The organism is Variovorax sp. Soil_C_39 (genome assembly GCF_057656815.1).
The window spans coordinates 376,059-391,044 of the sequence record NZ_JBDGJQ010000001.1 but is presented as its reverse complement, the minus strand read 5'-3'; the positions used below and the strand labels follow the sequence as shown (position 1 = coordinate 391,044).

Annotated in this window: 21 protein-coding genes; 12 read left to right on the top strand and 9 right to left on the bottom strand. The window is 69.6% G+C overall.

The annotated features are described in order from the left end of the window. Position 1: 1 nt before the first annotated feature. Positions 2-1,351, bottom strand: a complete 1,350-nt coding sequence (locus AC3A6J_RS01800; protein WP_487858180.1) for an NAD(P)/FAD-dependent oxidoreductase — start codon at positions 1,349-1,351, stop codon at positions 2-4. Between the two features lie 182 nt (positions 1,352-1,533). Between AC3A6J_RS01800 and egtB the strand changes: the two genes are divergently transcribed. From egtB to AC3A6J_RS01775, 5 genes are all read left to right on the top strand, one after another. Next, a complete protein-coding gene (egtB, locus tag AC3A6J_RS01795) occupies positions 1,534-2,796 on the top strand; it encodes an ergothioneine biosynthesis protein EgtB (RefSeq protein ID WP_487858179.1) in 1,263 nt (420 codons plus the stop codon). Between the two features lie 3 nt (positions 2,797-2,799). Next, positions 2,800-3,798 (top strand): L-histidine N(alpha)-methyltransferase, encoded by a 999-nt coding sequence (gene egtD, locus AC3A6J_RS01790; protein WP_487858178.1) that lies wholly within the window; start codon positions 2,800-2,802, stop codon positions 3,796-3,798. Between the two features lie 217 nt (positions 3,799-4,015). Further along, positions 4,016-4,300 (top strand): DUF427 domain-containing protein, encoded by a 285-nt coding sequence (locus tag AC3A6J_RS01785; protein ID WP_487858177.1) that lies wholly within the window; start codon positions 4,016-4,018, stop codon positions 4,298-4,300. After that, positions 4,297-5,046, top strand: coding sequence for a 2OG-Fe dioxygenase family protein (locus tag AC3A6J_RS01780; RefSeq protein ID WP_487858176.1), 750 nt, complete (start codon positions 4,297-4,299; stop codon positions 5,044-5,046). The genes AC3A6J_RS01785 and AC3A6J_RS01780 overlap by 4 nt, the downstream gene beginning before the upstream one ends. Positions 5,047-5,156: 110 nt before the next feature. After that, positions 5,157-5,600 (top strand): universal stress protein, encoded by a 444-nt coding sequence (locus AC3A6J_RS01775; RefSeq protein WP_015866434.1) that lies wholly within the window; start codon positions 5,157-5,159, stop codon positions 5,598-5,600. On the opposite strand, the gene AC3A6J_RS01770 is transcribed toward AC3A6J_RS01775, so the two are convergent. After that, positions 5,584-6,303: an RluA family pseudouridine synthase gene (locus AC3A6J_RS01770; RefSeq protein ID WP_487858175.1), complete on the bottom strand. Its 720-nt coding sequence runs from the start codon at positions 6,301-6,303 to the stop codon at positions 5,584-5,586. The genes AC3A6J_RS01775 and AC3A6J_RS01770 overlap by 17 nt on opposite strands. A gap of 116 nt (positions 6,304-6,419) precedes the next feature. On the opposite strand from AC3A6J_RS01770, the gene AC3A6J_RS01765 reads away from it, so the two are divergent. Then, positions 6,420-7,616, top strand: a complete 1,197-nt coding sequence (locus AC3A6J_RS01765; RefSeq protein ID WP_487858623.1) for an MFS transporter — start codon at positions 6,420-6,422, stop codon at positions 7,614-7,616. 13 nt (positions 7,617-7,629) lie between these two features. Here the strand turns inward: AC3A6J_RS01765 and AC3A6J_RS01760 are convergent, their stop codons facing one another. The 3 genes from AC3A6J_RS01760 to AC3A6J_RS01750 are packed head-to-tail and all read right to left on the bottom strand — an operon-like array spanning position 7,630 to position 8,350. Next, positions 7,630-7,911: a 2Fe-2S iron-sulfur cluster-binding protein gene (locus AC3A6J_RS01760; protein ID WP_487858174.1), complete on the bottom strand. Its 282-nt coding sequence runs from the start codon at positions 7,909-7,911 to the stop codon at positions 7,630-7,632. Further along, positions 7,908-8,207, bottom strand: coding sequence for a VF530 family protein (locus tag AC3A6J_RS01755; protein WP_487858173.1), 300 nt, complete (start codon positions 8,205-8,207; stop codon positions 7,908-7,910). Before AC3A6J_RS01755 ends, AC3A6J_RS01760 begins: the two co-directional genes overlap by 4 nt. Next, the gene (locus AC3A6J_RS01750; RefSeq protein WP_487858172.1) at positions 8,204-8,350 is read right to left on the bottom strand and encodes a hypothetical protein; all 147 of its coding nucleotides are present in this window, start codon (positions 8,348-8,350) and stop codon (positions 8,204-8,206) included. The genes AC3A6J_RS01755 and AC3A6J_RS01750 overlap by 4 nt, the downstream gene beginning before the upstream one ends. A 93-nt stretch (positions 8,351-8,443) precedes the next feature. Here AC3A6J_RS01750 and AC3A6J_RS01745 point away from each other — a divergent pair, with 93 nt between their 5' ends. Then, a complete protein-coding gene (locus AC3A6J_RS01745; protein ID WP_487858171.1) occupies positions 8,444-8,962 on the top strand; it encodes an N-acetyltransferase family protein in 519 nt (172 codons plus the stop codon). A gap of 51 nt (positions 8,963-9,013) precedes the next feature. Next, positions 9,014-9,913: a DUF808 domain-containing protein gene (locus AC3A6J_RS01740; RefSeq protein WP_487858170.1), complete on the top strand. Its 900-nt coding sequence runs from the start codon at positions 9,014-9,016 to the stop codon at positions 9,911-9,913. 3 nt (positions 9,914-9,916) lie between these two features. Here AC3A6J_RS01740 and AC3A6J_RS01735 read toward each other — a convergent pair whose 3' ends face one another. After that, positions 9,917-10,123, bottom strand: coding sequence for a hypothetical protein (locus tag AC3A6J_RS01735; RefSeq protein WP_487858169.1), 207 nt, complete (start codon positions 10,121-10,123; stop codon positions 9,917-9,919). 107 nt (positions 10,124-10,230) lie between these two features. Here AC3A6J_RS01735 and AC3A6J_RS01730 point away from each other — a divergent pair, with 107 nt between their 5' ends. The 3 genes from AC3A6J_RS01730 to AC3A6J_RS01720 are packed head-to-tail and all read left to right on the top strand — an operon-like array spanning position 10,231 to position 11,822. Next, on the top strand, positions 10,231-10,503 hold the full coding sequence (locus tag AC3A6J_RS01730) for a DUF2164 domain-containing protein (protein WP_487858168.1): 273 nt from the start codon (positions 10,231-10,233) through the stop codon (positions 10,501-10,503). Positions 10,504-10,554: 51 nt separating this feature from the next. Beyond that, positions 10,555-10,989 carry a hypothetical protein gene (locus AC3A6J_RS01725; RefSeq protein ID WP_487858167.1) on the top strand — a complete coding sequence of 145 codons (435 nt, stop codon included), beginning with the start codon at positions 10,555-10,557 and terminating at the stop codon, positions 10,987-10,989. A gap of 35 nt (positions 10,990-11,024) precedes the next feature. Further along, on the top strand, positions 11,025-11,822 hold the full coding sequence (locus AC3A6J_RS01720; protein ID WP_487858166.1) for an enoyl-CoA hydratase/isomerase family protein: 798 nt from the start codon (positions 11,025-11,027) through the stop codon (positions 11,820-11,822). Positions 11,823-11,859: 37 nt separating this feature from the next. Here AC3A6J_RS01720 and AC3A6J_RS01715 read toward each other — a convergent pair whose 3' ends face one another. From AC3A6J_RS01715 to AC3A6J_RS01705, 3 genes are read right to left on the bottom strand one after another with little or no spacing between them, the layout of a single operon-like run. Further along, positions 11,860-12,963, bottom strand: coding sequence for a M14 family metallopeptidase (locus AC3A6J_RS01715; RefSeq protein ID WP_487858165.1), 1,104 nt, complete (start codon positions 12,961-12,963; stop codon positions 11,860-11,862). Between the two features lie 28 nt (positions 12,964-12,991). Beyond that, on the bottom strand, positions 12,992-13,645 hold the full coding sequence (locus AC3A6J_RS01710) for a glutathione S-transferase (RefSeq protein WP_487858164.1): 654 nt from the start codon (positions 13,643-13,645) through the stop codon (positions 12,992-12,994). A gap of 7 nt (positions 13,646-13,652) precedes the next feature. Beyond that, entirely contained in the window at positions 13,653-14,120 is a 468-nt protein-coding gene (locus tag AC3A6J_RS01705; protein ID WP_487858163.1) for a Fur family transcriptional regulator, read from the bottom strand. A 112-nt stretch (positions 14,121-14,232) separates the two neighbouring features. Here AC3A6J_RS01705 and AC3A6J_RS01700 point away from each other — a divergent pair, with 112 nt between their 5' ends. Next, positions 14,233-14,895, top strand: coding sequence for an alpha/beta hydrolase (locus AC3A6J_RS01700; RefSeq protein WP_487858162.1), 663 nt, complete (start codon positions 14,233-14,235; stop codon positions 14,893-14,895). The last annotated feature ends 91 nt before the right edge of the window (positions 14,896-14,986 follow it).

Below are 14,986 nucleotides of genomic sequence, written 5' to 3'. Positions count from 1 at the left end.
CTCAGGATTCGCTGCGGCCCTGCACGTCGGCGACCACGCGTGCATTGCGCTGGAAGCTCCAGTAGGCGCCCGCCCAGTCCATCATCACGACGATGCGGTTTCGAAAGCCGATCAGGAAGTAGGCATGCGCAAACAGCCAGAAGAGCCACGCGAGCCGGCCGCTGAATCGCAGCGGACCAAACGGCGTGCCGAGGTCCACCACTGCTGAATTGCGGCCGATGGTGGCGAGGTTGCCGTAGTCGCGGTAGCGAAAGGGCACGGTGGGCTCGCCGGCAATGCGGCGCAGGATGTTTGCGGCCGCCGCGCGGCCCATCTGCTTGGCGGCAGGCGACACGCCGGGCACCGGCTTCGGCACCTGGCCGGGCGCGTGGCTCAGCGCCGCCGCGAGGTCTCCGACCACGCTGATCTCGGGATGCCCGGCCAGGCTCAGGTCGGGCTCGACCTTGACGCGTCCCGCGCGGTCGCATTCGGCGCCGGTCACCTCGCCGAGCATGCGGCCGAGCGGCGAGGCCGCCACGCCCGCGGCCCACACCACGCAGCTGCTGTCGACGCGATAGCTGTTGGGCGGCGCGCCATCGGCGCCGCCGCCTCCGGACTGCACTTCGAGGCCATCGGCATCGATGGCCGTCACGCGCGCATTGAGCCGCACGTCGACGCCGAGCCGCTCGAGCTGCTCGAGCGCCTTCTGGCTCAGGCTCTCGGGCATCGCCTGCAAGACACGCGGGCCGCCTTCGATGAGCAGCACCTGCGCGCTGCCCGGATCGATGTGGCGGAATTCGCCCGCGAGCGTGTGGCGCGCGATCTCGGCCAGCGTGCCGGCCATTTCGACGCCGGTCGGTCCGGCGCCGATCACCGCGAAGGTCAGCCGTGCGCGGCGGCGCTGCGGATCGGTCTCGATCTCGGCCGCCTCGAACGACATCAGCACGCGGCGGCGGATCTCGAAGGCATCGGCCAGCGTCTTGAGGCCTGGCGCGAGCGGTGCCCATTCGTCATGGCCGAAGTAGCTGTGCGTGGCGCCTGCGGCCACGATGAGGTGGTCGTAGGCCACGCGGCTGCCGTCGGCCAGATGCACCGCACGTGCCGCCGGATCGATCGCGCCGACATCGCCGAGCAGCGTGGTGATGCGCGGCTGCCGGCGGAACAACGCGCGCACCGGGGCTGCGATCGACGGTGCCGCAAGGCCGGCCGTGGCCACCTGGTAGAGCAGCGGCTGGAACAGGTGATGGTTGGTCTTCTCGATCACCGTCACGTCCACATCGGCGCGTTCGAGCTTGCGGGCGGCTTCGAGCCCGCCGAAACCGCAGCCGACGATGACCACGTGCGCACGGGCGGGGGCATTGGGGCTTTGCATATCGAACGGATGATACGCAGCCGCCGTGCACGCCGCCGCGTCTTGTGCCAAAGTGGCCGTCCCTTGGCCGATCGCCGGACGTTGACATTCTTCCGGGCGAGCGAGCGAGTGCGCGAACTTGTCCTACGCGCCGCCGTCACGCCGATCGGCTACAACTTCCGGCTGACCCGACTGGAGACACCATGACGCTTTCCCGGCCGATCACCCCGGCGGCGAGCGCACTGCGCGACAGGTTTCGCGAGGTGCGGGCCGCCAGCCTGGCGCTCGCCGCGCCGCTCTCGGCCGAAGACCAGTGCATCCAATCGATGCCGGACGCGAGCCCGACCAAGTGGCACCTCGCGCACACCACTTGGTTCTTCGAGACTGTGCTGCTTCAACCGCATGCCGTGGGCTACACGCCGTTCGACACGCGCCTGCACTACCTCTTCAATTCGTACTACGAGGCGCTTGGCCCGCGCCATCCGCGCCCGCAGCGCGGGCTGCTCACGCGGCCTTCGGTCGACGAGGTGCGGGCCTACCGGCGCCATGTCGACGAGGCGGTGCTCGCATGGCTCGACAGCGACATCGGCGCGCAGGACTGGGCAACCATCGAGCCGATCCTGACGCTCGGCCTGCACCACGAGCAGCAGCACCAGGAGCTGCTGCTCACCGACATCCTCCATGCGCTGTCGTGCAACCCGCTGCTGCCGGCCTACAAGCCCGCCGCAGGCCCGGCCCTGCGGCTCGCGGCCGTGCCTGTGCCCATGCGCTGGCTGTCGCGGCCGGGCGGCGTGGTGCAGGTGGGCCATGAAGGCCCGCAGCGGGGTTTTGCCTTCGACAACGAGACGCCGCGCCACGCAGCGCTGCTGCAGCCGCATGCCATCGCCGACCGGCTCGTGAATTGCGGCGAGTACGCGCAGTTCATCGCCGACGGCGGCTACCGGCGTCCCGAGCTCTGGCTCTCCGACGGCTGGGCCGCGGTGCAGTCGCAGGGTTGGCGGCATCCGGCCTATTGGCTCGATGCCGACGACCCGCGGCTCGGCGCGACGGCGCAGCAGCACCAGGCCGGCTGGCATGTGTTCGGGCTACACGGCGTGCGGCCGATGGAGCCCGATGCGCCCGTGTCGCAGCTGAGCTTCTACGAGGCCGCGGCGTATGCCGAATGGGCCGGCGCGCGGCTGCCGACCGAGTTCGAATGGGAGGCCGCCTTCGACACGCCCGGCATCTCGCAGATGACCGGCCATGTCTGGCAGTGGACGCGCTCCTCCTACGACCCGTACCCCGGGTTCAAGCCCATGCCCGGCATCGCGGCCGAATACAACGGCAAGTTCATGGTCGGCCAGCTCGTGCTGCGCGGTGGCAGCCTCGCGACCCCAGCCGGGCACACGCGGCCCAGCTACCGCAACTTCTTCCCGCCGGCCGCGCGCTGGCAGTTTTCCGGGCTGCGGCTCGCCAAAGACCTTTGAATCATGCGCAATCCCTCCAGCTCGTCGTCTTCCTTGTCGTTCGCCACGGCGCAGCAGCAGCGCCAGCCTTCTACCGATGCCCCGCTGTCGGAATTCGGCCGCGCGATGCTCGCGGGGCTGTCGCGCCGCCCGCGCAGCATCTCACCCAAGTTCTTCTATGACGCCGCGGGCTCGCAGCTGTTCGACCGGATCTGCGATCTGCCCGAGTACTACCCCACGCGTACCGAGCTGCGCATCCTCGGCGAATGCGCCGCGGAGATCGCCGAGCAGGCCGGTCCGGGCGCCGAGATCGTCGAGTTCGGCGCGGGATCGCTGACCAAGGTGCGGCTGCTGCTCGATGCGCTCGAAGCGCCGAAGCGCTACCTGCCGATCGACATCTCGGGCGAGCACCTCGAAGCTGCCGCAGAACGTTTGAAGGCCGACTATCCCGCGCTGGCCGTGCAGCCGATCGCGGCCGACTACACGATGCCGCTGGTGCTGCCCGCGCCGCTGCCGGGTGCGGGCAAGCGCGTGGGCTTCTTTCCCGGCTCGACGATCGGGAATTTCGAGCCCGACGATGCGTTGGCCTTCCTGCAGCTCGCGGCGCGCATGCTGCGCGGCGGCGGGCTCCTGATCGGCGTCGACCTCGTGAAGGCCCCCGACCGGCTGCATGCGGCCTACAACGACGCGCAAGGCGTGACCGCGGCGTTCAACCTCAACCTGCTGCAGCGCGCCAATGCCGAGCTCGATGCCGACTTCGACATCGACGCTTTCGCGCATTCGGCGTTCTACAACGCGCCGAAGCAGCGCATCGAGATGCATCTGGTGAGCCGGCGGGCGCAGACCGTGTCGCTGTGCGGCGAGCGCTTCGGCTTCGAGGAAGGCGAGACGATCCACACCGAGTACTCGCACAAGTTCACTGTCGACGGGCTGCGGGCGCTGGCGGTGAAGGCAGGGTTTCGGCCGGGGAAGGTATGGACGGATCCGGAGAGGCTGTTCAGCGTGCATTGGCTGGGGGCTTGAGTTTTTCCGAGGCGCCGGGTCTCGTCCGGGCCTCCATTCGCGCCCGGCTGTTCTTGCTCCCTCTCCCTCCGGGAGAGGGCAAAAGAGGGCCGACCTGTAGCTCGTCCGCCGGGGCGAGACCCGGCCCCGAAAAACAAGCCAGTCCGCGGATGCACAATACCCCCTCGCGGGCCAAAAAAGCCAAACACAGAAGCACCCGCACCCTGGAGAGCAGAACATGAAAGCAACCTGGAACGGCGTGACCATCGCCGAGAGCGACGACACCGTGCTCGTCGAAGGCAACCACTATTTCCCGATGGACTCGCTCCACCGCGAGCACGTCACCTTCAGCAACCACAAGACCACCTGCCCCTGGAAGGGCATGGCCAGCTACTACTCGCTGCTGGTCAACGGCGAACTCCTCACGGATGCCGCCTGGTACTACACCGACCCCAAGCCCGAAGCCGATCAGATCCGCGACCGCGTGGCATTCTGGAAGGACGTGAAAGTCACTGCATCGTGACCACGGCCGCCTTCGCGCCGCCGTTCGTCGCGCCCGCCGAACTCACGGCCGCGCTGCGCGAGCAGGGCTATGCGGTGCTGAGCCCGCAGGCGGTGAGCGAATGGCTCGGCATGCCGCTCGACGCACTCGAGGCGCTGCATGCCGACTGGAGCGACCTTCCGCCCGACGAATACCTGAAGGACGGCGGCCGCTACCGCACGCGGCGCCACGCATGCTTCACGGTCGAGGGCGATGCGGTGGCGCAGGTGCCGCACCGCGCGCACTGGCAGCCGGTCGAATACAACGCGCTGCATGGCGGCATGCAGCGCTGGTTCGCGCCGATGCACGAGGCAACCATCGTGCAGCCGGCGTGGCAGCGGCTGATGCAGCGCCTCGCCGAGGCCGCGAGCGGCATGCGCGGCCATGCCGCGCGGCCCTGGTTCGTCGAGGCGCACCAGTTCCGCATCGACACAGCGGGCGGCATCGGCCGGCCCACGCCCGAGGGCGCGCACCGCGATGGGGTCGATCTCGTTGCGGTGGCGCTGGTGGGCCGCAGCGGCATCAAGGGCGGCGAGACGCGCGTCTTCGAGGCCAATGGGCGGCGCGGGGAGCGCTTCACCATGACCGAGCCATGGACGCTGCTCCTGCTCGACGACGCGCGCGTGATCCACGAATCCACGCCGATCCAGCCGCTCGACGAGGGCAGCGCCGGCTGGCGCGACACGCTCGTCGTCACCTGCCGCGCTGAGGGTTTCCAGGGGGATTGATCCCGCTGGTCCGAGTCCTACAGTGTCTGCCCCGGCACAGGGGTTAAATTCGAGGGCCGGCTCCGCGCGAGCCGCGCCTGTCTGTATGCGAACGAAAGTGAGGTCCGCCAATGTTCAATCACATCCTGGTTCCGATCGACGGCTCCGAAACTTCCATGCTCGCCGTCAGCAAGGCCAGCGGCCTGGCATTGGCTTTCGGAAGTCGGATCACGCTGATCCACGTGATCGACAACTACCCCTTCATCGGCGTGGGCGCCGACTATGCGCTCGGCCAGAACGAATACCTTGCCGCCGCCACGGCCAGCGCCAATGCGGCGTTGGCGCGCGGCGTGGCCGCGCTCGCGGCCGAGGGCCTGCACAGCGACCAGCGCGTGATCGACGGCCATGTGGTGCATGAAGGCATCGTCGACACCGCGATCGCCATCGCGGCCGACCTGATCGTGATGGGCTCGCACGGCCGCAGCGGCATCGAGAAGCTGCTGCTCGGCAGCGTCACGCAGCGTGTGCTGCAGGACGCGCCGATGCCCGTGCTCGTGGTCAAGGGCGGGCTGTAGCAGGCCCGCAGAGCGCGGCGAGCGTGAAGTCCGGCGCACTGCGAAAGCGCACCGGCTGCTGCGTCGCCGGATGCACGAAGCCCAGTTCGCTCGCATGCAGCAGCAGCCGTGGGGCGCGTGCACGGACCTCGTCGCTGCCGTAGAGCGCATCGCCGAGGATCGGATGGCCGATCGACAGCAGATGCACGCGCAGCTGGTGCGAACGTCCAGTCAGCGGCTCGAGCAGCACATGGGTGGCCATCATCGCCGCGCCATCTGAAGAAGAACTCACAGCGGCCGAGCCGAGCTCACGCCAGCGCGTGAGGCTGGGCTTGCCCGCCGGGTCCACCTTCTGCAGCGGACGCCGCGGCCAGTCGGCCATCAGGGGCGCATCGATGACCGACCACGCCTGCTCCTTCTCGTGCTGTACCGGCATCGCGCCGTCGACAATGGCTTCGTAGCGCTTGTGCACGAGGCGGTCCGCAAAGGCATCGCCGAGCGCGCGCTGCACCGCGGGGCTGCGCGCCAGCAGCACGAGCCCGCTGGTCGCCATGTCGAGGCGGTGCACGATCAGCGCGTCGGGCCAGCGCCGCAGGGCGCGCGCGCTCAGGCAGTCCTGCTTGTCCTCGCCACGCCCGGGCACGCAGAGCAGGCCGGCGGGCTTGTCGAGCACCAGCAGGTGGGCGTCTTCGTGGACGAGGGTGATCGCATCGAGGTCGGTCATGGCTGCGCCGGAGTGTAGAGACCTGGCGCTCGGCTATCCTCAAACGAATGTCCGGCCCCGCCCCCGCTTCTTCTTCCGCACCCAGCTTTGCCGACCTCCGGCGCGAACGGCCCTTCATGCGGCTCTGGGTGGCGCGGCTCTTCGGCACCGCAGCCTCGCAGATGCTGATGGTGGCCATCGGCTGGCACATGTACGAGCTCACCGGCAGCGCCTGGGACCTCGGGCTCGTCGGCCTCTACCAGTTCGTTCCCGCGCTGCTGCTGGCGCTGCTGGCCGGTCACGTGGTCGACCGGCACCACCGCGGCCGCATCGTGGCGGCCTGTTTCGCGGTGCAGGGCATCGTGGCGCTGGCGTTGCTGGCCGCGGTGCTGCGTCAGGGTGACTCGCGCGGCCTGTTGCTCGGCCTGTCGCTGGTGCTCGGGGCGGTGCGCGCGTTCCAGATGCCGGCGCAGCAGGCGCTCACGCCGCTGCTGGTGCCGCCCACCATGCTGCCGCGTGCGATGGCCTTCAGCTCGGCCGGCATGCAGGGCGCGATCATCGGCGGGCCCGCGCTCGGCGGGCTGCTGTTCGTGGCGGGCATGGCGGTGGTGTACGGCGCGACGGTACTGTGCTTCGCGGTGGCCTGCACGCTCGTGCTGCGGCTGCGCTATGCCCACACGCCGGCCGCGCGCGAGCCGGTCACGCTCGCCACGGTGTTTGCGGGCGTCGACTTCATCTGGAAGCGCAAGCCCGTGCTGGGCGCGGTCTCGCTCGATCTTTTCGCGGTGCTGCTGGGCGGCGCGGTGGCGCTGCTGCCGATCTATGCCAAGGACATCCTGCACACGGGGCCGTGGGGGCTGGGGCTGCTGCGCAGCGCGCCGGCGGTGGGGGCGCTGGTGATGTCGATCGCGCTCACGCGCCGACCGATCGAGCGCAACGTCGGCCGCACGCTGCTGATGGCGGTCGGTCTGTTCGGGCTCTGCATGGTGGTGTTCGGCATCTCGCGCAGCTTTATCGTGTCGCTGATCGCGCTCGCGGTCTCGGGCGGTGCCGACATGGTCAACGTGGTGATCCGGCAGACGCTGGTTCAGCTGGAGACGCCCGATGCCATGCGCGGCCGGGTGAGCGCCGTGAATTCGATCTTCATCGGCGCCAGCAACCAGCTCGGCGAGTTCGAATCGGGCGCCACGGCGGCGCTGCTCGGGCCTGTGGGCTCGGTGGTGCTCGGCGGCGTGGGCACCATGCTGGTGGCGCTCGGATGGTTCCGGCTCTTTCCCTCGCTGGCGCAGCGCGACCGGCTGGTGGTGGCGTTGCAGCCGGTCGTGCGCAGGTAGCCGCGCCAGCGTTTCAGAAGTGCGAGAACGCCGCGGGCGCGTGGAGCGTGAGATCGCCCTGCGCCTCGGCCACGCAGGGCAGGATCCAGCCCTCGGCCTTTTCCTCGGCGCTCAGCCCGGGCCATTCGATGGTGTGGCGCGTGCGGCCCGAGACCACCTGGCAGATGCAGGTGCGGCAGGTGCCGTTGCGGCACGAGCTGGACATCTCGATGCCGGCCGCCGCGGCGGCTTTCAGCAGCGTGGTACCGGCCTCGGCGTCGAAGACCAGGCCCGACGGTTCGAGCCGGACCTTCACCGCGCGGGCCGCGCCTGGTGCTGCTGCTCGCGGCGTTGCTCGCGCAGCATGAAGAGGTACAGGCTCTCGACCTTCTCGCGCGCCCACGGCGTCTTGCGCAGGAACTTGAGGCTCGATGCCACGCTCGGGTCAGTCGTGAAGCAGCGCACCGGGACCATCTCGCCCAGGCGCTGCCAGCCATAGTGCGCGGCCAGCGCGCTGACGATGGCTTCGAGCGTGAGCCCGTGCAGCGGGTTGCGCGGTTGCGCCGGCGGCGGGGGCGCCACCGGGGTGCCGGGCGCTGGCGCGTCGCTCACTTGTTCTTGAGCTTGCCGCGCGGGATCACCGCGGTGGTGAGGGTGCGCACCGGCTCGATGCCGCCGCCCACCGGTTTCGGCGGCGCGTTGTCCTTCTTCGGTTTCTTGGCTTCCTTGCTTGTGCGTTGCTGACCTTTGGCCATATGGCGTCCTTCCGATGCCGCGTGCGGCGTTGATCAGCAGGCAGTTTAGCTGTGCGGCGACAATACGCGGTTCCATCCGATTCCCCAGCATCCATGTCCGATTACGAAGTTCGCCCCGCCACCATGCGCGACGCCAAGGCTGTCGCCGAGATCCACGCCGTGGCCGCCAAGGCTGCCTACGAAGGTATCCTGCCCGAAGAAGAGTTGCGCGCGCTGACGCCCGCCACGCGCGAAGCCAAGTGGCGCGAGGCCATCGAGTTCAGCGAACCGCAGGTTCAGGTGGCGGTGCACGACGGCGAAGTCGTCGGCTTCGTCGGCTTCGACCGCTCGCGCGACCCCAAGACGCCGTCCACCACGGGCGAGATCTGGGCCATCTACGTCAAACCCGAGCATTGGGGCAAGGGCGTCGGCGTCGCGCTCTGGGACGCCGCACGCGAAGGCCTCGAGGAAGAGGGCTGCACCACCGTCACCATCTGGGTCCCGATCCGCAATGAGCGCGCCATGCGCTTCCACGAGCTCGCAGGCTTCAAGCGCGAGATGAAGACCGCCAAGACCACCGCGCTCGGCACGGTGCGCATCGAAGAAATCCGGCTCAAGCGCAGCGTCGTCTGAGCGGCTTGCGGATAAGCTCTCCGCTTCCCTGTTCAACTTCCGACTCTCTCCATGGCCTCCAGCCTGCTTCTGCTGCTTGACGATATCGCGACCGTCCTCGACGACGTCTCGGTCCTCACCAAGGTCGCTGCCAAGAAGACAGCCGGCGTGCTCGGCGACGACCTCGCGCTGAACGCGCAGCAGGTCTCGGGCGTCAAGGCCGAGCGCGAGCTGCCGGTGGTCTGGGCCGTGTGCAAGGGCTCGCTCGTCAACAAGGCCATCCTCGTGCCCGCCGCCCTGGCGATCGGGACCTGGCTGCCATGGCTGGTGACGCCGCTGCTCATGGTCGGCGGCGCCTTCCTGTGCTTCGAAGGCTGCGAAAAGCTCGCCCACAAGTTCCTGCACAAGGAAGAGCACGCGGCCGACACCGCGCGCCACGAGCAGGCGGTGGCCGACGAAGCCGTCGATGTGGTCGCAGTCGAGAAGGACAAGATCAAGGGCGCCGTGCGCACCGACTTCATCCTGTCGGCCGAGATCATCGCCATCACGCTCGGCACCGTGCAGGGCCAGCCGTTCACCACCCAGCTCAGCGTGCTGGTCGGCATCGCGATGATCATGACGGTCGGCGTCTACGGCCTTGTCGCCGGCATCGTGAAGCTCGACGACGCGGGCCTGCACCTGAGCAAGAGCGCGAGCGCGGCGGCGCGCGGCCTGGGACGCGGCATCCTGGCGGCGGCCCCCTGGCTCATGAAGGGGCTCTCGATCGCCGGCACGGCGGCCATGTTCCTCGTGGGCGGCGGCATCCTGGTGCACGGCGTGCCGAAGCTCGGCCATGCGGTCGAGGCCTGGGCCGAAGCCGCGGGCGGCGTGTTCGGCACGCTCGGCTCGATGGCGGCCAATGCGGCGGTCGGCCTCGTGGCCGGCGCCGTGGTGCTCGCAGTGGTCGAGCTCGTCAAGAAGCTCCGCCGCTGAGCCTCAGCGCCGCCCCTTGGCGCGCTGCACCAGGTCGACGACCACCAGCGCCACGCCGAGCACCAGCGCGAACCAGCCGACGAGGTAGGCGCCCGCGATCATCTCGAACCACTGTGTGCCTTGCAGGAAGCGCGGCGCCAGCAGCACGGCGGCGCCGATCACGATGCAGAGGATGCCGCGGTCGCGTGTGCGGAGTTGTTTGGAGGCCATGGTTGTTTCGGGCGAAAGCGGTGTGGGTGTGGAACGGGAGGTGCACCATTGTCGCAAGGAGAGGCCGGGCAGAATCGACAGCCCGCAGACATCGAAAAGCCGCCGCCATGACCCTCGAGATTCCGAAGGACGCCCGCCCGCAGGCCATTGCCTCCATCGAACGCTACTTTCGCGAGAACATGGATGAGCCGATCGGCAATGTCGCGGCAGGGGCGCTGCTGGCCTTCTTCCTGGAAGAGATCGGCCCCATCGTCTACAACAAGGCCGTGGCCGACGTGCAGGAGCGATTGCAAGCCCGGGTGTCCGAAGTGGACCTCGAGGTGCACGAGGACGAATTCCAGTACTGGCGCAAGTTCGATCGCCAAAAAAAGAGCCGGTAAGCCATTGGGGCGCCCTTGGCGATGCGTCCAGACGTTGCAGAATCACGGGCCATGCACCACCACCGCCGCCAGCCGTCCATCCTTTCTTCCCCCGTGCTGCGCCGAACGCTCGCCGCCTTGCCGCTCGTGCTGGCGGCCTCGCTGGCCAGCGCGCAGCAGCAGAGCCCTGCCGCCTTCCCGCTCGAAGCGGTCGGCTACCTCAACGAGGAACTGCCGCGCATGGAGGCGGCCGTGGCCGCCAGGGACCGCGGCTTCTTTCACGGCGCGATCGCCCGGACCGTCGAGTTCTCGGAGCGCTGGGGCTTCAAGGTAACCGCCAACCCCGAGCTTGCGCCCTACGCGATGTGCACCTCGGCGGTGATGGACTACACGGTGGTCGGCATGTGCCGGCTCATGCCCAACGAAGACGCCTGCGAGCCGGGCCTTGCATCGCGCTTCGAGGCCGAGCTGCAGCGCTGCCGCGACATCGCGGCAGCGAAGAAGTAACACCGCCCCTTCGTGGGCATCGACGGAGACATGCCATGGACTACGCGCGCTACCAGACCCTTTCCATCACCCGCCGCGGCGCCAACGGTGCGGTGCTCGACATCCAGATGCGCGCCGCCAACGGCAAGCTGCCGACTGCCGGCCACGACGGCCACCGCGAGCTGGCCGAGATCTGGCGCGACGTGGCGGCCGACGAGAGCGTGCGCTGTGCGGTGCTGCGCGGCGAGGGGCAGGGCTTCTCGGGCGGCGGCGACCTTGCGATGGTGCAGGACATGACCACCGACGACGTGGTGCGCCAGCGCGTGTGGAAAGAAGCGCGCGACCTGGTCTACAACATCATCAACTGCGACAAGCCGATCGTGAGCGCCATGCACGGCCCGGCGGTGGGCGCGGGGCTCGTGGCGGGGCTCCTGGCGGACATTTCGATCGCGGCGAAGAACGCGAAGATCGTCGACGGCCACACGCGCCTCGGCGTGGCCGCGGGCGACCATGCGGCCATCGTCTGGCCGCTGCTGTGCGGCATGGCCAAGGCCAAGTACCACCTGCTGCTGTGCGAGCCCGTGAGCGGCGAGGAAGCCGAACGGATCGGGCTGGTGTCGCTCGCGGTGGACGAGGCCGACCTGCTCGCGCGCGCCTACGAGGTCGCCGACCGGCTCGCGGCCGGCAGCCAGAGCGCGATCCGCTTCACCAAGTACGCGCTCAACAACTGGCTGCGCCAGGCGGGGCCGACCTTCGACGCCTCGCTCGCGCTCGAGTTCATGGGCTTCGCGGGCGCCGACGTGCGCGAGGGCGTGGCGTCGCTGCGCGAGCGGCGGGCGCCGAACTTCGGCTGAAAGAACTCGGCTGAGGAAGGCCGCCCGATGCGGGCCTTCAGGCCGCGCGCAGCCCCTGCAGCGTCTGCAGCAGCACCACGCGCGTTTGCCCGAGCACCATGCCCTTCCATTCGTCGTTGTCGCAGTAGAACGCGTCGCGCAGCTGGCGGCGGATCTCGCGCTGCTGCGATGCGGGCGCCTCGGGGTGGCGGCGCAGCCAGGTGTCGGCGCGCAGGCGCGTGAGCACCTCCAGGTCGGGCAGGGTGCCGAACTCCAGCCCCATGGGCGCGATGCGCGCGCCGGGGCACTCGTCGTAGGCGATGGACACCACCGGCCCCGACACGTCGGCCGACGCCGAGTCGCCCGCGAACGGCGCGAACACGTCGGCGCCCCACCAGGCGTGCGCCAGCGCGAGGTCTTCGGGCGTGTTGCGCCCCGGGTAGATCTTCTCGCCGTGGCCGTAGGGGCCGAGCCCGGTGTGGATGTCGATCCATCCGATGTGCGTGGCCGCGGCCGCGTAGCTGCGCAGGATCGCGCGCATCGTGCGGTTGCTCCACGACGGCGCGGTGCCACCGTAGAAGAGCCCGTCGGGCGAGGTGTACTGGCCTTTGGTGACGGCTTCGCGGAAGGCGCGCATGCCGTGCTGCGCGATGTAGGCGGAAAGCGCCGCCTCGTCGGCGGGCGTCGGCGGCCAGCTGGCCGGCAGCACCAGCGGCTCGACCTCGGCATAGCCCGCGTTCACCGGCAGCGGCGCGCCGAAGTCGATGTGGTTGCGGTTGAGGTCGATGTTGTCTTCATTGGTGCGGTGCAGGTGCGAGAAGCCGTGCGGGTTCACCGCATGCACCAGCAGCAGCGCCACGCCGGCCTGCGCGAGGCGGCCCAGCAGGTCCGCGTCGTCGAGCGTGGCGACCTGCGCGCCCGAGCCGCAGAAGCCCTCGGGCCCATGCGTGCCGGAGGTCACGAGCAGCAGCTTCTTCGCGTCCTTCGCGCCGATGAGTGCCAGGTCGGTGGCCAATTCCTCGCCGAGCGCACCGCGGTGCGCGGGGTGCACGAAGCTCTCGATCGCTGCGCCGCGCGCGGAGGCTGCGTCGAGGAACTTGGCGCGGGCTTCGGCATAGGTGCCCGAGAAGTGGCGGGCGCTGCCGCCGGCGGATGTCTGCATGGGAGGAACTCCTGTTGTCGTGCGCGAATCATGGTGGAAAGACGATCCCGGGCGCGCCGGCTTGCCAAGGCGCATGCCTGTGCATGGCGCGCTCGAACAGCGCCGACGCGGTCCAGCCCGCCAGCCAGCGGTGCAGGTGCGGCCACGGCTGCATGCCGAACCATGCGGCATCGACCATCGCGAACTGCCGCACGAAAGGCATGACGGCGGCGTCGGCCAGCGCCGGCGCTGCACCGAAGAGCTGCCCCGCCGGCGCCAGCAGGGCGTCGAGCCGCAGCAGGAACTGCGCGCCGCGCTCGTGCGCATCGGGGGCCGCGTCCTCGAAGCGCTGCGGGTACTTGTAGCGGTCGAGCTGCGGCTTGAAGCCGTTGTCGCACTCGGCCACCAGCGCGAGCATGTCGCCGAGCGAGCCCGTGGCCGGCGCCAGCCAGTGCATCGGGTCGCTGCGCCCGAGCGCCCAGTGCATGATGTCCAGGCTCTGGTCGATCACCGTGCCGTCGGGCAGCGCGAGCACCGGCACCGTGCCCTTTGGCGAGGCGGCGAGCATGTCGGCCGGCTTGTGCTTCAGCACCACTTCGCGCAGTTCGCAGCACTGGCCGCTTGCGAGCAGCGCAAGGCGCGCGCGCATCGCATACGGGCAGCGGCGAAAACTGTAGAGGACGGGCAGCGGCGGCTGTGGCATCACGCGTTCAGCCGCTGCATTCGCCGCAGGTGCCGTGCAGCGTGAACGCGGTCCGGCGGGCGTCGATGCCGTGCTTGCGCAGTTCCCGGCCCAGCCGGCTCATGACCTTGGGCAGCTCGGGATCGGCGGGCAGTGCGAGCACCTTGTGGCACTGATCGCATTCGAAGCGGTGGCCCGATGCGGCGTCCACGTGGCGCGAGAAGCGGTTGGTGCGGTCGGCACCGACGCGGCGATCGCACAGGCCGGCCTCGACCAGGCGGTCGAGCACGCGATAGACGGTCACGCGGTCGGGCCGCGTGCCGGCTGCGGCGGTGTAGGCGGCGACCAGGTCGTCGTGCGTGAGTGGCTGGGAGGCCTGCGCCAGCAGCGCCAGCACCGTCTGCGCCGCGCGCGTCACGCGCAGGCCGGCGGCGCGCAGCAGGGCCTCGCTGTCGAACGGTGCGGCGGACGGGGAGGGCTTTGGGGGCGGGCGCATGGTTTTCTCGGAACGCCATTGTGTTGCATTCTGCGGGGTCCCGGACTGGCCGGTCCGAATGCGCTAAGGTCTGGTTCCTTGAGTCCTTTCGAATACCTTTTTGCCGACGACCATGTCCCGTCCCCCCATCGAAATAGAAACCGCACCTCATCCCACCGCCGCAGTCATCGTGATGCACGGCCTGGGTGCCGACGGCAACGACTTCGTGCCGATCGCGAACGAACTCGACCTGTCGTCCGTGGGCCCCGTGCGCTTCGTGTTTCCGAACGCGCCGATGATCCCGGTCACCATCAACGGCGGCTACCAGATGCCGGCCTGGTACGACATCGTGATGTCCGACCTCGGCAAGCGCGAGGACGAGGCCGGCCTGCGTCGCTCGCAGGCAACGATCGAGGCGCTGATTGCGAACGAGAAGGCGCGCGGCATCGCGGCCGGCCGCATCGTGGTGGCGGGCTTCTCGCAGGGCTGCGCGATGGCGTTGATGACCGGGCTGCGCCACACCGAGCGGCTGGCGGGCATCGTCGGTCTCTCGGGCTACCTGCCGATCGCCGCCACGACGGCGGCCGAACGCCATGCCGCCAACCACGAGACCCCGGTGTTCCTTGCCCATGGCCGGCAGGACCCCGTGGTGCCGCTGGCGCGGGCGCTGCAGTCGCGCGACGCGCTCGCCGCGCTGGGCCACGCGGTCGAGTGGCACGAGTACCCGATGGCGCATTCGGTCTGCATGGAGGAGATCGCCGACCTGAACCGCTTCCTGCTGCGCGTGCTCGCCTGAAGCCATGGTCCCAGCTATCGAAAACATAGCGGGCGCGCAGCATAGCGGATGCCGGGTTTCCCTGCACGAGCAGTGCCCGGGCGGCCGTGCT

What these genes read in the sequence shown, in the direction of transcription:
- egtB (WP_487858179.1), top strand. Translation starts at nt 1,534, where the DNA reads ATGACGCTTTCCCGGCCGATCACCCCGGCGGCGAGCGCACTGCGCGAC.
- egtD (WP_487858178.1), top strand. Translation starts at nt 2,800, where the DNA reads ATGCGCAATCCCTCCAGCTCGTCGTCTTCCTTGTCGTTCGCCACGGCG.
- AC3A6J_RS01710 (WP_487858164.1), bottom strand. Translation starts at nt 13,645, where the DNA reads ATGCCACAGCCGCCGCTGCCCGTCCTCTACAGTTTTCGCCGCTGCCCG.
- AC3A6J_RS01765 (WP_487858623.1), top strand. Translation starts at nt 6,420, where the DNA reads ATGCGGCTCTGGGTGGCGCGGCTCTTCGGCACCGCAGCCTCGCAGATG.
- AC3A6J_RS01730 (WP_487858168.1), top strand. Translation starts at nt 10,231, where the DNA reads ATGACCCTCGAGATTCCGAAGGACGCCCGCCCGCAGGCCATTGCCTCC.
- AC3A6J_RS01750 (WP_487858172.1), bottom strand. Translation starts at nt 8,350, where the DNA reads ATGGCCAAAGGTCAGCAACGCACAAGCAAGGAAGCCAAGAAACCGAAG.
- AC3A6J_RS01700 (WP_487858162.1), top strand. Translation starts at nt 14,233, where the DNA reads ATGTCCCGTCCCCCCATCGAAATAGAAACCGCACCTCATCCCACCGCC.
- AC3A6J_RS01745 (WP_487858171.1), top strand. Translation starts at nt 8,444, where the DNA reads ATGTCCGATTACGAAGTTCGCCCCGCCACCATGCGCGACGCCAAGGCT.
- AC3A6J_RS01740 (WP_487858170.1), top strand. Translation starts at nt 9,014, where the DNA reads ATGGCCTCCAGCCTGCTTCTGCTGCTTGACGATATCGCGACCGTCCTC.
- AC3A6J_RS01735 (WP_487858169.1), bottom strand. Translation starts at nt 10,123, where the DNA reads ATGGCCTCCAAACAACTCCGCACACGCGACCGCGGCATCCTCTGCATC.
- AC3A6J_RS01785 (WP_487858177.1), top strand. Translation starts at nt 4,016, where the DNA reads ATGAAAGCAACCTGGAACGGCGTGACCATCGCCGAGAGCGACGACACC.
- AC3A6J_RS01715 (WP_487858165.1), bottom strand. Translation starts at nt 12,963, where the DNA reads ATGCAGACATCCGCCGGCGGCAGCGCCCGCCACTTCTCGGGCACCTAT.
- AC3A6J_RS01725 (WP_487858167.1), top strand. Translation starts at nt 10,555, where the DNA reads ATGCACCACCACCGCCGCCAGCCGTCCATCCTTTCTTCCCCCGTGCTG.
- AC3A6J_RS01775 (WP_015866434.1), top strand. Translation starts at nt 5,157, where the DNA reads ATGTTCAATCACATCCTGGTTCCGATCGACGGCTCCGAAACTTCCATG.
- AC3A6J_RS01705 (WP_487858163.1), bottom strand. Translation starts at nt 14,120, where the DNA reads ATGCGCCCGCCCCCAAAGCCCTCCCCGTCCGCCGCACCGTTCGACAGC.
- AC3A6J_RS01720 (WP_487858166.1), top strand. Translation starts at nt 11,025, where the DNA reads ATGGACTACGCGCGCTACCAGACCCTTTCCATCACCCGCCGCGGCGCC.
- AC3A6J_RS01800 (WP_487858180.1), bottom strand. Translation starts at nt 1,351, where the DNA reads ATGCAAAGCCCCAATGCCCCCGCCCGTGCGCACGTGGTCATCGTCGGC.
- AC3A6J_RS01770 (WP_487858175.1), bottom strand. Translation starts at nt 6,303, where the DNA reads ATGACCGACCTCGATGCGATCACCCTCGTCCACGAAGACGCCCACCTG.